Below are 16,149 nucleotides of genomic sequence, written 5' to 3' on the forward strand. Positions count from 1 at the left end.
ACAATTAAACAGCGGAAAGCGAGTGAATAAGCGTGCTGCTACAACAGATTAATCAGCCTGAGGACTTAAAACGGTTGTCGGTCGAAGAATTAGAAACATTGGCTGAGGAAGTTAGGCAATTTCTTATCCAAAAGCTTTCGGCAACAGGCGGTCATCTAGCTCCAAATCTGGGTGTCGTCGAGTTGACGATTGCCTTGCATACGTTCCTGGATTCACCTCGTGATAAAATTATTTTTGATGTCGGTCATCAAGCCTATGTACATAAGATTCTTACTGGACGCCGAGATCAATTTGATACTCTTAGGCAATATAAAGGTCTATGTGGATTCGTCAAACGTTCTGAGAGTGAACATGATGTATGGGAAGCGGGACATTCCTCTACTTCGCTGTCAGCAGCAATGGGGATGGCTACAGCCCGTGATCTTAAGGGTGAGAACAATCGTGTGGTAGCTGTCATCGGTGATGGCGCTATGACTGGTGGGATGGCATTAGAAGCGATTAATCACATCGGTCATGAGAAGAAAAAAATGATGATTATTCTGAATGATAATGAAATGTCGATTGCACCTAATGTGGGTGCGCTTCATAACTATCTGAATAAAATTCGGTCAGATCGCCACTATCAGAGAGCGAAGGATGATATTGAAGGCATTCTGAAGAAGATTCCAGGTGTTGGTGATAAGCTTGCCAAAACTGCTGAGAAGCTCAAGGATAGTCTCAAATATTTACTCGTTTCAGGCGTATGGTTTGAAGAGCTAGGGATTAATTATATTGGACCTGTTGATGGTCATAACATTCCATTACTGCTTGAAACTCTTAAAGGTGCAGATAAAGTCAACGGCCCTGTAATTGTTCATGTAGTAACGGTCAAAGGCAAAGGATATTCGCCTGCAGAGGCTGATTCGCATAAATGGCATGGTATTTCTCCGTATAAGATTGAATCAGGCCAAGTTCTTAAGACTGTTGGACCTCCGGTGTATACCGATGTATTCAGTCAAACACTGATTGAGCTTGCAAAGGAAGACCCTAGAATTGTTGCCGTAACGCCAGCAATGCCGGGAGGTTCAGGCTTACTTAAGTTCGGAGAACTTTATCCATCGCGGATGATTGATGTAGGTATTGCTGAGCAGCATGCAGCTACACTATGTGCTGCTATTGCAAGTGAAGGACTGAAGCCTGTATTTGCAGTCTACTCTACTTTCATGCAGCGTGCCTATGATCAAATCGTACATGATATTTGTAGACCTAACTTGAATGTTATTTTTGCCATAGATCGTGCTGGATTTGTTGGAGCTGATGGTGAGACCCATCATGGCGTATTCGATATCGCATTTATGCGTCATTTACCTAATATGGTGATGATGATGCCTAAGGATGAGAATGAGCTACAGCATATGATGAAAACAGCACAGCTGTATGATGATGGTCCGATTGCTATTCGCTATCCGCGTATTGCGGGACTTGGGGTAGAAATGGATGATGAGCTACATCCGATTCCGATTGGTTCGTGGGAAGTGCTTCGCGAAGGAAGTCATGCGACAGTTCTGGCTGTTGGACCCATGATTGGAATAGCTGAAGAAGCAGCTAACATGCTAATGAAGGAAGGCATTCATCTTCGGATTGTGAATGCACGATTCATTAAACCATTAGATGAGCAAATGCTTCGTATGCTTGCTAATGAGAATAAGCCGATTATTACGATGGAAGAAGGCTCTATAATGGGAGGCTTTGGTTCAGCTGTAATGGAATTCTATGCAGCGAACAACATTCATAATATGCAGGTTAAAAATATGGGTGTGCCTGATTATTTCGTAGAGCATGGGTCAATTAAAGATCAGCGCCAAGAGGTTTGCTTAACAGCTGAACGCTTGGTTGCCATCATCCACGAGATGTCACCACGCTTAAGTCAACGAGCATAGGAGCGTAATACAGCAAATGTCTGATGCCAAAGAAAGATTAGATGTACTTCTGGTCGAACAGGGGTATTACGAAAGTAGGGAAAAAGCCAAGGCCGCCATCATGGCTGGTCTTGTTTTTGTAGATGAGGAACCAAGTGATAAACCAGGAACGAAGATTTCAAGAGCGAAGACGATTCGTGTCAAAGGGTCGGTGCATCCATACGTTTCACGCGGTGGGCTCAAGCTAGAGAAGGCGCTACGTGAGTTTGATATTGATCTAAAGGACCGGGTCATGCTAGATATTGGTGCTTCAACAGGTGGATTTACTGATTGTGCCTTACAGAATGGAGCATCCTATGTATATGCAATCGATGTTGGGTACAATCAGCTTGATTGGTCGCTAAGAAACAATCCACAAGTGAATGTAATGGAGCGTACTAATTTCCGTTATACGAAGCTGGAGGATTTACAAGGACCGCCACCTACTTTTGCATCCATTGATGTTTCGTTTATTTCATTGACGATCATATTGCCACCACTTAAAGAATTATTACCTATTGATGGCAGTATCGTGGCACTTATTAAACCACAGTTCGAAGCAGGAAGAGAGAAGGTTGGCAAATCAGGTGTTGTACGAGATTCTAAGGTACACGAAGAAGTGCTAACTAGAATTTTGCAATTTGCTTCGGATATTGGTCTCTATCTGGTAGGTTTAACTTATTCTCCAATCACAGGTGGGGAAGGGAATATTGAGTTCCTAGCGTACTGGACATGCAATCCAGAGCACCCGAATGTGATGGGGAGCGATCGTTCAGCCTACATCAAGGAAATTGTCGCAAATTCACGACGTTTACAAGGTTAATTGCTTTTCGCTATATCGCATCCTAAATCACACTCAAAAAGAGGATTTTTCCATTCTTTCCGCGAATTAGTGTTGGTAAGAAATTATGGGAAACGCTTCCTTCATCATTAGATGGACAAGCTGTTATCTCATGATGGATGCGAGGTGAAGAGGCATGCAAAGTGACCAAGTCATTGTACTACTTCTACTTGTAATCATATTCGTATCATGGGTGACACTGCGTATACGCAGTTGGCTGGAGGAGGAACCAAAACGCAGGCTTCCGATCCCGATTAGTGATGAAATTCTGCAGGATGAGGCTGTTGAATTACTTGAGGGTGCCGGGTTTGATGTACTTTCTTCTAAAACAAAAATTCCCCTCTATATCACAATTAATGATGCAGATGAGCCATTATATAGTCGCTTATTCGTTGATTATTTTGCCCAAAAGAATGAAGAGATTTATTTGGTTAAATTAGCAAAGGAACGTAGACCTCTTGATTTGACAGGTAGCTCGCTACGAGATGCTTTCTTAGCGTATCACTTGCTATTCCCCGATGCATCAGGTGTCCTATATGTAGATATGAATCAGCAAAAAATCAAGAAAATTTCGTTCCATGTTGAGGTGTAATATGAAGGGTCAGCGTCAGGTGAAAATTAGGGAAATTATTATGAATAAAGAAATTGAAACACAGGATGAGCTTGTAGAGTCCTTATTCAATGCAGGATTCAATGTTACACAAGCTACCGTTTCACGGGATATCAAAGAGCTTCAATTAATTAAGGTGCCTTTAGATGATGGACGGTATAAATATTCCTTGCCTGCTGATTTAAGGTATAATCCATTGCAGCGGCTAAGACGTGCATTAACAGATCATTTTACAAGCATCGATTATACGGAGAATTTAGTTGTGATGAAATGCTTGCCAGGTACCGCTAATACGATCTGTGTATTACTGGATGGGATGGACTGGAATGAAGTTATGGGAACCATTTGTGGTGATGATACGATTCTGATTATTTGCCGTACCAAGCTGGAAAGTGAAAGTGTTGTTAAACAAATTACTTCTATGATGTCTTAATGTTGAAATCGTTTCTTTATGTGAACGCTTAACAGAAAGGGGTTCTGTATGCTTACAGAATTGTCGATTCGCAATTTAGCAGTCATTGAACAAGTCCATATTCATTGCAAATCCGGATTTCATGTACTTACTGGGGAAACGGGTGCAGGTAAATCCATTATTATTGATGCACTAAGCTTAATTGTTGGTGCTAGGGGATCATCCGATCTTGTTCGGTATGGCAGCGACAAAGCGGAAATCGAAGCTTCTTTTGACGTGGAAGTGCAGCACCCCATTTGGAATGTCCTGCAATCTTTGGGAATTGATGCTCATGCTGATGAGAAGCTCATTATTCGGAGAGAGATTACTTCTCAGGGCAAAAGCTCGGCCCGAATTAATGGTCAAATTGTTAATTTATCCATGCTTCGAGAAGTTGGCGAATGGTTAGTTAACATCCATGGTCAGCATGAGCATCAATCCTTGCTGCATATTGAGCAACATATCCATTTACTTGATTCTTATGGTGAACAGTCGATTAAGCTAGCTAAAGAGGCGTACCAAGCGTCCTATAATGTCTATACTCACCTCCGTAAAGAGTTACTTGAACTTAGAGATAATTCGATGCAAGCATTGCAAATGACGGATCTGTATCGGTTTCAAGTTGAAGAAATATCCGCGGCTAAGCTTAAAGAGGGCGAAGATGAGGCCCTTATGGACGAACGAAGTAAGCTAGCCAATAGTGAAAAATTACATGCGAATGTATCGGATGCTTATGAATTACTGTATGGTACTGGAGCAAGCATTACATCCGTTAATAAAGCCCTGAGTCGATTGCGCGATATTATTAATTATGATGCGGCTGTGCTTCAGCCCATTCACGAACAATTGCAAACCGCCTATTATCAGCTTGAGGATGTTGCTTATGGTCTACGCGATTACCGCGAAGCGATTGAGTTTAACCCTTCTAGGCTTGATCAAATTGAAGATCGGTTAGATGTTATTTCAACTCTTCGTAAGAAATACGGTGCGACAGTACCAGATGTTCTCCTTTATTTGCATAACATTCAAACCGAATTGAACACAATAGAAAATAAAGACAGCTTAATTGAAGAGATTGAAAATAAGCTTGCCAAAGAAGAAGTTATTCTCGCCAAAACAGCCATTGAATTATCCTCTAGGCGTCATGTAGTTGCAACACGTTTAGCACAAGAGATTGAATCCGAATTACGTGATCTACAAATGGAGAGAACCGTGTTTAACGTTCAGATCAATCGCGTAGAAGATCGTAATAATGAAGGAATTCACTTAGAAGGAACGAATTATAAATTCTCTCGAGACGGAATTGATCAGATTGAATTCATGATGTCACCGAACCCAGGTGAACCACTGAGAAGTCTTGCCAAGATAGCCTCAGGTGGAGAACTTTCACGTATTATGCTAGCGCTTAAGACTATTTTTGCTCGAATTGATCGTGTGCCTGTGCTTGTATTTGATGAAGTGGATACAGGTGTTAGCGGGCGCGCCGCACAAGCAATTGCAGAGAAGATGTCACAGTTATCTAGACATTGCCAAGTGTTCTCGATCACCCATTTACCACAGGTTGCAAGCATGGCTGATGTTCATTATTCCATTCATAAAGAAGTTGCACACGAACGGACTTATACCAAAATTACGGATCTTAATGAGCAGGATCGAATCGAGGAATTGGCTAGGATGTTAGGTGGCGCAAGTGTCACGGAAACAACCTTACAGCATTCTCATGAAATGCTTGTATTGGCAAATGAAAAGAAAACAAGAATATAAAGATGCCTTAGGCATCTTTTTCAGTCTTTTTTAGTTATAAAACAGGTGGTGAGGGGTTAACTTATAGGTACGCATTTGACGTAGGAGTGTGATACCTTTGAAAGCTAGCTTTAGAAAAAGATTGGTGGGATTGTTGCTTGTTTGCTTCATCTGTATAACCGCTTTTTCCTCACCATTTCAAAGCTTTGCTTCTTTTCCTAATGAGCTTCGTATGTTCAATGGACAAGGTAAGCAAATCCAGCTCACTGTACCTGTAATGGCCAATTTGACTGTCAAAGACCCCGAGATTGTAAAAGTCAACGGTAGTTCAAAGCACTCATTTAAAGTTAATCTCAATGAACCCATTTCCCTTATTCCGTCAGGACTCGGTAAAACCGAGATGAAGCTCAAACTGTTCGGTACAATTCCCCTCAAAACAGTGAAAGTGAATGTTGTTCCTGATCTGAAGGTTATCCCAGGGGGGCAAACAATTGGTGTTAAGATTAAATCTGCAGGCATCTTAGTTGTTGGTCATCATTTAGTAAGTACAAGTCAAGAAAAGCGTGTATCGCCTGGAGAAGAAGCCAAAATCCAGATTGGTGATCTAATCACTCATATTAATGGTCACAAGACCAATGATGTGAATCAAGTTGCTGATTATGTTACCAAAGCAGGCGAAAGTCGTAAGCCTCTGCAATTAACGGTTCAGCGGAATAACCAGGTGCTGCAATTATCACTTAATCCTGTATACGACGTTGTGGACAAGATGCATCGACTAGGTCTCTATATTCGCGACACAGCAGCAGGTATTGGTACTTTAACCTTCTATAATCCAGAACATGGTGTATACGGTGCCCTAGGGCATGTTATCACGGATATGGATACACAAACACCAATTGTTGTTGGGGAAGGTCAGATTGTTGATTCGAATGTCACGTCAATTGCTAAGAGTAGAAGTGGTGAGCCAGGTGAGAAGCATTCTAGCCTCAATAGTAAAATTCTCGGAACCATTGAGAAAAATACGGCATTTGGTATTTTTGGCAGAATGACGAGCCTACCTGATAATAGCTTCTCTAAACAAGCGATACCCGTTGCATTTGCAGAAGAAGTCAAAGAAGGACCAGCCCAAATATATACCGTTTTAAATGGCAAAAAAGTAGAAAAATTCGATATTCAAATTGTTCATGTAGCGAAGCAGGATCACCCTGCAACCAAAGGAATGGTTATTAGGGTAACGGATGCGAAATTATTGGAGAAAACAGGTGGGATTGTGCAAGGGATGTCAGGCTCACCTATTATACAGAATGGTAAAATGATTGGCGCCGTGACACATGTATTTATTAACAACCCTGAACAAGGATATGGATGCTTCATTGAATGGATGCTGCAGGATTCTGGTATCATGCAGAAATTGAATGGAAACGGACTAAAGGCGAGTTAGCCTTTGGTTCGTTTTTTACTGTTATTCTTGCAAGGTTTTGTCGAAGTCACGCGAACAATGAAATGAAATATTAAATTATAAAATATTTTCAAAAAAAAGAAAAGAAAAATCGTTCGACAGAAGGAAAACGATTTCAATTGTCGAATAATTCAAATTAGGAAAATAATTACAGGTTTTTTGAGGTAATCAAAGGAGGATTAAGAAATTGAAAAAAATTAGTGTAATGTTAGCAGATGACAATCGAGAATTTACGCACCTATTGTCCGAATTTATTTCAGAGCAAGAAGATATGGAAGTTGTCGGTATCGCTTATAATGGGAACGAGGTACTTAAATTCATGGAGACTCATCGTGAAGTACCTGACGTTCTAATTTTAGATATCATTATGCCGCATTTAGATGGACTTGGTGTTCTAGAATGCTTACGTGAAATGAATCTTCCTGTATCCCCTAAAATTATTATGTTAACTGCTTTTGGACAAGAAACGATTACGCAGAAGGCTGTACAGCTAGGAGCATCCTATTACATACTGAAGCCTTTTGAAATGGGTGTTCTAACGAACCGGATTCGCCAACTAGTATCTAACCAAACGGTGATCTCATCACCAATGAACGCTGCTATGAGGCAGAATGTAGTCCAAATGCCCAAAACCAAAAACTTGGACGCTAATATTACTTCCATCATTCATGAAATCGGTGTACCTGCACATATTAAAGGATATCAATATTTACGTGAAGCAATCACGATGGTGTACAACAATATCGAGATTCTCGGTGCAATAACGAAGACGTTGTACCCAGCAATCGCTGAGCGCTTCAAAACAACCCCTAGCCGCGTTGAACGCGCGATCCGCCATGCAATCGAGGTTGCTTGGACTCGCGGCAATATAGACAGCATCTCGTACATCTTCGGATACACGATCAATATCTCGAAGTCGAAGCCGACGAACTCAGAGTTTATCGCGATGGTTGCGGATAAGCTGAGAATTGAGCATAAGGTTTCGTAAGATAGTAGAGGTGCGGTTTTGAATGTACTTGAAACACCCGACAGACCTTTTTGGTTTGTCGGGTTATTTTGTGTCTGTAGGAATAGAGCGCTACATTAGATTGGATGTATGAAACCTATTGCTCAGTATTTGGTTCGGATACTACCTGAGTAAGGCTGGTTATAATTCTACAGGCACAAAGTTGCACATTATATCAAAAATGGTACATCACTAATTACATAGTGGTGTACTTTTGCGTTTGACAAGACTTCTAAATGACCTTTTAAAAAATGCAGCCAACTTCTTTAAAAGTTGGCTGCATTTAGTGGTTATTCGGGACGTGATAATATTTTTACTGAATCACGAACGATTAATTTTCCTCGTACAGTTTTTATACCAATGCGGTAGTTTGGATCTTGAATTTTGCAATTAAGACCTTGAATTGTTTCCTCGGCCATCTGCTGTATATCAACTTCAAAGGTAGTCAGCTGTGGATTGGTCTTTGTAGCAAAAACATAATTGTCAAAACCAACAATGGAAACATCGTTAGGGACAGATATATTCTGCTTCGATAAGAATTCTATAAAATTATAAGCTGTTTCATCGCAGTCACAGACAAAGGCTGTAGGAAATTTATTAGGAAGTGAAAAGTCGGAGAATAGCTTATCTTCGATGTCTCTATCATCTAGAATCCAGTCACTATGTATTTTAAGATGATTCTCTGTCATTGCTTTATGATAACCAAGATAGCGATCAAGAATATTCCCAAGTGCATGAACGTTACCAACATAGCCAATCTGTTTATGACCACAGCTGATCAAGTAGTTCGTAATCATATGGGAGCAGAAGATGTTGTCACAAATAACAGCATCTATATCATATAACCAGTTATAAAAATCAAGAAATACTAACGGAAGTGGAGCATCTATTAATTGATCCAGGTAGTTTTTGGGGAAGCTTCCGAGTACAATCAAACCGTCCATCTGTTGATTTTGCAGGATGCTGGGAACAATTTGGTTCAGTTCAGATGGTTTAGTAACTACTTCGAGCAGAGCGACGTAGCCTATTTCGGTTAAAGACTGAACTAAACATTGATAAATATCCCAGTAATAGGAATTTCGAATCCTCATGTAGCGTTCAGAAACAAGTACCCCAATGACCCGCGTTTGCTTGGTTGCAGTTTTTGTGTTGTAGCCCATTTCAAAAGCCGTTTTAATGATTTTTTGGCGAGTTTCCTCACTGACCCCTTCTTTTCCGCTTAAAGCTTTAGAAATTGTAACGATACTTACATTTAAATACTGCGCAATATCTGACATTGTAACATTCTTTTTCATATCAATAGAAATCCCTTTCTTTAATGCAAATTAATTCATATGGGGTTATTTTACTTAACGAATTTAAGTTTGTTGAGTCTATTAACTCTAGGATACAAGCAAGTACTAAATTGTGGAAGTAAAATTTTCTCTTATACGAAAAGATTAACTACAGAAAGAACGTTAAAACTTATATTCTATGTAAACCATTATATCTTATTTACTTTATTATTAATAGTATTTTACTTAAAATCAAGTAAATATATTGACAGCATTTAAGTATAGAGTTAAGATATTTATTGAAAAGCAATGAAAATACTAAAAAAGGGAGCGCTTAATTTTACAAAATAGTACATATTAATCTATTCATCAAGTTATTTAGTTTAAATATCAAATTTGTTTAATTTAAATTAAGTAAATTAATTTAAATAAACTTGATATCTAAATAAAGGAGTGACTTTTATGAAAGCCTTTGCAAAACTCGGGTTCGGGTACACCAGACAGAAAAAAATATTGATCCTTAGCTTTACCGTTTTTCCACTTTTATTTTTATTGACCTTTACGTATTGGCCGATGCTGAATATGGTTTGGTACAGCTTTACAAACTGGGATGGGATCAGCAAGGTGAAGGAGTTTGTCGGTTTTGACAACTATGTCCGTATATTCAGTGATCCTCAATACTTTTCAGTGTTTAAAGTCAGTTTGTATTATATTGCCGGTTCGATTCTAACTTTGTTTTTATCACTATTTCTTGCAACTATTTTGAATTTTAAACTAAGGCTCGCCAATGTGTTTAAAGGCATTTTGTTCTTTCCGTATTTAATTAATGGCGTTGCTGTTGCCATGATCTTTCTATTCTTTTTTCAACCTGAAGGTATCTTAGATTCACTCCTATCGTTATTAGGCTTGAATGGTTGGATTCACCAGTGGTTAGGGAATCCGGATTTAATTAACTATTCGATGGTTTTCGTATCGATGTGGAAGGGATTAGGTTTTGCTGTTGTGCTTTATTTAGGTGCAATGCAATCCATTGATGACAGTGTTTATGAAGCGGCCAATGTTGATGGTGCTAATGGATGGCAAGTGTTTAAATCCATTATTATTCCATCGATTAAACCAATATTGGCGCTCCAAATTATTTTATCGGTCAAAGGTGCTCTAAGCGTGTTTGAAATTCCATTTATTATGACGAACGGGGCAAATGGAAGTATGACCTTTGTCATCCAAACGATTAAAACGGGATTTAACTATAACAAAGTTGGATTAGCATCCGCCATGGCCATGATTCTTTTCATTATCATTATTGTCATGACAGTGGTTCAGAAATTCTTTCTCAAAGAGGATAAATAGGAGGGGGACAAAATGCACAATAAAGGGATCAAGTCAGCTCGTAAATTAGGTACTAGTATGATGAAATATTTGGTGATGATTATTTCATGTTTGATCATATTACTACCAATTATTGTGATTATCTTTGGTTCATTTAAAACTCATACCGAATTCTATGAATCCAATCCTTTATCACCACCAACCAGCTTTCTAAATTTTGAGAACTATAAAGCAGTGTTCGTAGAAGGAAAACTACTTACTGGTTTTATAAATACTGCAATTATTATGGTGGTTTCTTTAGCTGGCTCCATTCTTTCTGGAACTACGATCGCTTATGTGTTTTCAAGGTTTAAATTTAAAGGAAAGAAAATTCTACAAAATATGTTTCTGTTCGCTGCACTTGTTCCAGGTGTCACCATGCAAGTAACCGTCTTTCAGGTGATTGCTAAGCTAGGAGCCTTTAATACGTTGATGGCGCCAATCCTATTAAATGTAGGTACGGATATTATGGCGATTTATATTTTTATGCAGTTCATTAACAGCATTTCCAAAGATTTGGATGAAGCTGCATTAATGGAAGGTGCTTCATATTTCCGAGTGTTCTTCACGATTATATTCCCACTACTGAAGCCTGCTATTGTAACCATCATCATTATTAGTGGTACAGCGATCTACAATGATTTCTACACTGCATTCTTGTATATGCCTAGTGCAGAGTTAGCCACTATTTCAACTTCATTGTTTAATTTTAAAGGGCCATATGCTTCATCATGGGAGATTATTTTGGCTGGCATTATCGTTGTTATGACTCCGATGTTAATCGTTTTTCTTACTTTGCAAAAATATATCTACAACGGTTTAACATCGGGTTCAGTTAAATAAGCACAAGTATGAGAGGGGAATGCGCAAAATTCAAGAGAGATTTATACAGTCAGTTTCAATTTGAATGGGGACACAAAACACAAATACATTAGGGATGGTGGACGTAATGGCTTTAAATTACAAAAAAATGATTCCGCTCACATTATCAGTATTAATGGTAGGTTCAACACTGGCAGGATGCTCTTCAAGTGATTCAGGTTCTGGCTCAAGCGAGACCGAGTCTAAGATTGCTGGAGACATTGTAGTTATTACGAATGATTCCAATTCGATTGACACAATATTTAAGGACTATGAGAAGCGTTTTAAAGAGAAATATCCTGAAGTTACATCTGTTAAATTTGAAGGTGTACAGGATTACGACAACAACATGAGAACGCGTATGTCCACTAAGAACTATGGCGACGTACTGTATAATCCGAATTTAAGTGCAGACAAGTTTGCTCAGTTCTATGAGCCGCTTGGTACAGTTGAGGAAATGAAACAGAAATATACGTTTGCTGAACGTGGTGGATATGATGGACAGGTCTATATGCTGCCAGTATCAGGTGATGTTAGTGGAATCATGTATAACAAAAAAGTTTTTGAACAAGCAGGCATTACAGAATGGCCTACTACAGTTGATGAATTTATAGCTGACATGAAAGCGATTAAAGAGAAAACTTCTGCTATTCCTTATTATTCGAATTACAATGCAGGTTGGCCGCTTTCGCAGCTCAAAGGGAATGAAGCTGTACTTGTGAATGATCCAGCATACCGTAATCAAACTTTGCCTCATGATAAAGAGCCATTCGCTCCTGGTAAGCCAAACTATGTTCTTTATAGTGTGCTATATGAGTTGACGAAGCAAGGTCTAATTGAAGCAGACCCAATTACTTCTGACTTTGATAAATCCTTACAAATGGTTGCAAATGGACAAATTGGTGCTTTGGGGATCGGTTCTTGGGCACTAGCTAATTCTCGTGGTATGGCAGCAAATCCGGATGATGTTGGTTTCATGCCGTTTCCAAATAAGGATAATAAAGCCATGCTGAATGCTGGTTATGGTATGGCTGTGAATGTGAATAGTAAGAATAAAGCAACTGCAAAAGCGTTTGTTGAATTCTTTATTGCCGAATCAGGTTATGCACAAAATCAAGGAAACGTATCTGGTCTAGTTGGCGGTGCAATTCCAGATTCATTAAGTGATCTACAGAAGAAGAATGTAGAATTTATGATCGAAATGCCTTCTAAGCAAGGTGAAGAAGGTCTTGTAGAAGAGATCCTTTCACAGTCTGAAGTAGGTCTGTACGACGAGAAATTTGGACGTAGAATTATCGATACTGCGCTAGGACGTTCACAAGAAGGCTTCAAATCTTATGATGATATCGTTGCTAAGATGAATGCAGATTGGGCTAAAGCACAGAAGGAAGTGTTTGAGAAGAGAAATATAAAATAAAAAGCAGGTTGCATGGCTGCCTGATAGCGCATTAGTTGGAGTAGATTGAATGCAATCTGATCAGCTTTCGCCTGAAGGCAGCCTTTTGCATGCTTTATCATAATCAGATAGGGAGTGGAAAGATAATGTATAAAATTTTAATGTTTTGTGATGAATCCTTTCCTGGATATCAATCGATCCATATTGATTCACCGAATGTAGTTAGCTGCAATGCTCAGGAACTAAAGGATACGTTGACGGATTCTTTTGATGTATTTGTAAATATGCATAAAGGATATTTTCCAATAGATGCATTTCCCGCAATCGAACGATTTCTTGAAAAAGGCAAAGGATTCGTTAATTTTGGAGCTACGCCTTTTCAGTATCCAGTCATTTGGAACGGAAGCAATTGGGATGTACAGAAACAACAATGGAATTATTTGCGTAAGTTAAATATACATAGCTTTATAAATGTTAGTGCCGAGGAATGTGAGATTTCCAGTTATGAAGCAAATGTAATGAACCCGGTTGCAGAATCTCTCTTGCAGCTGTTAACCATTAAGGATACTTCAAATCTGATTATGTTGCCAACAAGAAACAAGTATGTACCGAAAGAATGGGGCTCTGTTGGTTCGATGGATGTTGCTATATATCCATTGATTAAGGGACTCAATCCAGATGGGGAGCATTATAGTTCACCAACTGTTTTGATCGAGAACCGGGCTGGTAAGTTCCGTGGTGGAAGATGGATTTTGGTTAATCAAGAAATAACTATTGAAGATCACAATATCTTAGCCCAAGTAGTACAGGATTTAGGTGCATTCGCTGCAAGAGGAGTTAGGGAAATATTTGTTAAGCCATCTTTTGCTTCTTATTTGCCAAATGAGAAAGCGAGTATCAAAATCCAGATTGAGAATCCTACCATGGACTCATCATGGAATTGTCAGATTGAACTCATGAAAGACGGGAAGCTGATCACCACTTTAGAACGTGAACTGAAAGGCCAATCCTTCACGCTGACGGAAAATGTGGAAATTGACAGCAACCTCGTTCCAGGAAACTATGAGATTCATATGTGTGCGATTAGTCAGGATGGAGAGAAGCGATTATTTGAGCAAGGCTTCTGTGTCAAGGATGATCAGCTATTAAGTAACTATGAACGAGTGGCATGTGGCAAAGATTATTTTGTAATAGATGGCAAAACGGCTCCAGTAATTGGAACGACGTATATGTCTAGTGATGTTTCTCGTGCATTCCTTCAGTATCCTAACCCAAGGACCTGGATGAAAGATATGGCGGATATGAGAAAACAGGGGATTAACTGGATTCGTACCGGTATGTGGTGTAACTGGAGAACATTTATGCTAGATGACGGACATTTTGATGAATTTATTCTTCGCAGTATTGATGCCTTTATTCAGTGTGCAGCTGCAAATGATCTGCATGTTACCTTCACGTTCTTTACATTTGTACCGGAACCGTGGGAAGGAAGTCATCCTTATTTGGACTTAAGGAGTCTAGATGCACAGAAGAGATTTATCTCACAAATCGTTATCAGACATCAACATACAACCAATGTCGATTGGGATCTGATTAATGAGCCTTATGTGTCAGATCACCCGTCACAACGAAGAACTGATGATGATACTTTGGAGAGAGATGCTTTTCAGGCCTATATGCGTAACAAGTATCAGACAGTGGAAGCAATGGCTGCTGCACTTGATATACCGATCTCTGATGTACCTACGTTCTCAGCTTTACCGCTACCAGATAGGAGCCATATCAATTTTGATATTACCGATATGGGTGATTGTAAGAATGGTCTAATTTGGCAGGATTATCTTAAGTTCTGTATTCATATCTTCCGAAATTGGACAAAAGAAATGAAAGCAATGATCAAAAATATTCAGCCATTACATATGGTTACAGTTGGACAAGATGAAGCTTTAAGAGGACAAAGACCTACTCCTTTATTAATGGGAGACTTAGTTGATTATAATAATCAGCATACTTGGTGGTTGCTTGATGATCTGGTATGGGACAGCGTGTTTACGAAATATCATGACAAACCTTTACTCATTCAGGAAACGGGTGTCATGTACCTCGAGAATGCGGATAATAGTCCAAGGCGCACGGAACGTGAGATCGCCGATTTGCTTGAGAGAAAATTCGCATACTCCTTTGGTGTACGGGGTGCAGGCTTTGTTCAGTGGATATGGAACACGAATTACTACTTACAAAGTGCAAATGAGTCGAATATTGGGGCTATTCGTTGTGACGGTAGTAAAAAACCAGAAATGAAGCTGTATCGTAGGTTTGGGGATTTCTTTGCCAAGTCGCAAGAATATATGAGCGATCTAGCAAGTCATGAAGAGATAGCGGTTATTTTCCCATTCACAAATGACTTCTCCAACAAGAATTTTGCTCAGCAGTCTACTACACAGATCATTAAGGTACTGTCTTACTATAATAAACAGTTGGCAATGGGCGTAAGTGAATTTGATCTTGACCCACTTATAGAGGCAAAGCCTAAGCTAATCTTCCTGCCAAGTCCGCATCATATTAATGGAGAACAGTTTGATAAGCTGATTAACATCGTTAGTGAAATGGATACGACACTAGTGATTACTGGACCTATTTCACTGAATGAGTATTTTGCCAAAACAGACCGGGCGCAAGCATTAGTAGGTGAATCTAGTCTAAAGCAGTTATCTAAATTCGAACAATTGACATTTAAAGATAAGAGTTATGAGCTTTCCTTTAGCCACGATAATGTGAGCAGAGCCTTTAAAGAGACATGCGCAGATGGTCAGAAGGTAGTCGACGTACAACTGGGCAAAGGTCGTCTGATTTGGATCCCACTTCCGATTGAGCTAGCAGAGGAATCTCATGTGTTGAAGGAGATTTACGCCGAATTAATTACGGAAGCCAATGTGACAAAGTCATTTGAATTACTAGAAGGCGATTGTAACGGAATTTTTGTTAGCCGATTAAACTGGGACAAGGGTGTACTTTATACTGTTATCAATGAAACTGGGGAAGATAAGAAGCTCCAAATCCGAGATAGCGTAATGCAACAAACCTATTCCCTGACAGTTGGAAGTAAAAGAAGCAGTCTGTTTACTCTATCAAGTGATGGTACTGTTGTTGCTAGTTATCAGAATAACCCTGTAGTTCAGGTGAAATAGAAAGGGGATTAGGAA

At 39.3% G+C, this 16,149-nt stretch carries 12 protein-coding genes; 11 read left to right on the forward strand and 1 reads right to left on the reverse strand.

The window, feature by feature from the left end; translation table 11 throughout:
- Positions 1–32: 32 nt before the first annotated feature.
- From dxs to spo0A, 7 genes are all read left to right on the forward strand, one after another.
- Entirely contained in the window at positions 33–1,919 is a 1,887-nt protein-coding gene (dxs, locus tag AC1DOK_RS00855; protein ID WP_477552329.1) for a 1-deoxy-D-xylulose-5-phosphate synthase, read from the forward strand.
- Between the two features lie 16 nt (positions 1,920–1,935).
- On the forward strand, positions 1,936–2,760 hold the full coding sequence (locus AC1DOK_RS00860; RefSeq protein WP_477552330.1) for a TlyA family RNA methyltransferase: 825 nt from the start codon (positions 1,936–1,938) through the stop codon (positions 2,758–2,760).
- A 154-nt stretch (positions 2,761–2,914) separates the two neighbouring features.
- Positions 2,915–3,370 carry a hypothetical protein gene (locus AC1DOK_RS00865; protein ID WP_477552331.1) on the forward strand — a complete coding sequence of 152 codons (456 nt, stop codon included), beginning with the start codon at positions 2,915–2,917 and terminating at the stop codon, positions 3,368–3,370.
- 1 nt (position 3,371) lies between these two features.
- Complete coding sequence (gene ahrC / locus AC1DOK_RS00870; protein ID WP_477552332.1) at positions 3,372–3,821, forward strand: transcriptional regulator AhrC/ArgR; 450 nt, start codon at positions 3,372–3,374, stop codon at positions 3,819–3,821.
- Positions 3,822–3,869: 48 nt separating this feature from the next.
- Positions 3,870–5,603: a DNA repair protein RecN gene (gene recN, locus AC1DOK_RS00875; protein WP_477552333.1), complete on the forward strand. Its 1,734-nt coding sequence runs from the start codon at positions 3,870–3,872 to the stop codon at positions 5,601–5,603.
- Positions 5,604–5,700: 97 nt separating this feature from the next.
- On the forward strand, positions 5,701–7,023 hold the full coding sequence (gene spoIVB, locus AC1DOK_RS00880) for a SpoIVB peptidase (RefSeq protein ID WP_477552334.1): 1,323 nt from the start codon (positions 5,701–5,703) through the stop codon (positions 7,021–7,023).
- Positions 7,024–7,228: 205 nt separating this feature from the next.
- Entirely contained in the window at positions 7,229–8,029 is an 801-nt protein-coding gene (gene spo0A / locus AC1DOK_RS00885) for a sporulation transcription factor Spo0A (RefSeq protein ID WP_477552335.1), read from the forward strand.
- 308 nt (positions 8,030–8,337) lie between these two features.
- Here the strand turns inward: spo0A and AC1DOK_RS00890 are convergent, their stop codons facing one another.
- Complete coding sequence (locus AC1DOK_RS00890; protein ID WP_477552336.1) at positions 8,338–9,342, reverse strand: substrate-binding domain-containing protein; 1,005 nt, start codon at positions 9,340–9,342, stop codon at positions 8,338–8,340.
- A gap of 441 nt (positions 9,343–9,783) precedes the next feature.
- Between AC1DOK_RS00890 and AC1DOK_RS00895 the strand changes: the two genes are divergently transcribed.
- The 4 genes from AC1DOK_RS00895 (at position 9,784) to AC1DOK_RS00910 (ending at position 16,134) form a co-directional block, all read left to right on the forward strand.
- Positions 9,784–10,671 carry a carbohydrate ABC transporter permease gene (locus AC1DOK_RS00895; protein ID WP_477552337.1) on the forward strand — a complete coding sequence of 296 codons (888 nt, stop codon included), beginning with the start codon at positions 9,784–9,786 and terminating at the stop codon, positions 10,669–10,671.
- A gap of 12 nt (positions 10,672–10,683) precedes the next feature.
- Positions 10,684–11,532: a carbohydrate ABC transporter permease gene (locus AC1DOK_RS00900; protein WP_477552338.1), complete on the forward strand. Its 849-nt coding sequence runs from the start codon at positions 10,684–10,686 to the stop codon at positions 11,530–11,532.
- A 64-nt stretch (positions 11,533–11,596) separates the two neighbouring features.
- Complete coding sequence (locus tag AC1DOK_RS00905) at positions 11,597–12,967, forward strand: ABC transporter substrate-binding protein (protein ID WP_477552339.1); 1,371 nt, start codon at positions 11,597–11,599, stop codon at positions 12,965–12,967.
- Between the two features lie 125 nt (positions 12,968–13,092).
- On the forward strand, positions 13,093–16,134 hold the full coding sequence (locus AC1DOK_RS00910; RefSeq protein WP_477552340.1) for a cellulase family glycosylhydrolase: 3,042 nt from the start codon (positions 13,093–13,095) through the stop codon (positions 16,132–16,134).
- Positions 16,135–16,149: the final 15 nt, after the last annotated feature.

It is taken from the genome of Paenibacillus sp. P5_B5 (assembly GCF_056400365.1).

Coding starts and splice junctions, on each gene's coding strand:
- AC1DOK_RS00860 (WP_477552330.1), top strand. CDS start 1,936: ATGTCTGATGCCAAAGAAAGATTAGATGTACTTCTGGTCGAACAGGGG.
- AC1DOK_RS00865 (WP_477552331.1), top strand. CDS start 2,915: ATGCAAAGTGACCAAGTCATTGTACTACTTCTACTTGTAATCATATTC.
- ahrC (WP_477552332.1), top strand. CDS start 3,372: ATGAAGGGTCAGCGTCAGGTGAAAATTAGGGAAATTATTATGAATAAA.
- recN (WP_477552333.1), top strand. CDS start 3,870: ATGCTTACAGAATTGTCGATTCGCAATTTAGCAGTCATTGAACAAGTC.
- AC1DOK_RS00890 (WP_477552336.1), bottom strand. CDS start 9,342: ATGAAAAAGAATGTTACAATGTCAGATATTGCGCAGTATTTAAATGTA.
- AC1DOK_RS00895 (WP_477552337.1), top strand. CDS start 9,784: ATGAAAGCCTTTGCAAAACTCGGGTTCGGGTACACCAGACAGAAAAAA.
- AC1DOK_RS00900 (WP_477552338.1), top strand. CDS start 10,684: ATGCACAATAAAGGGATCAAGTCAGCTCGTAAATTAGGTACTAGTATG.
- AC1DOK_RS00905 (WP_477552339.1), top strand. CDS start 11,597: ATGGGGACACAAAACACAAATACATTAGGGATGGTGGACGTAATGGCT.
- AC1DOK_RS00910 (WP_477552340.1), top strand. CDS start 13,093: ATGTATAAAATTTTAATGTTTTGTGATGAATCCTTTCCTGGATATCAA.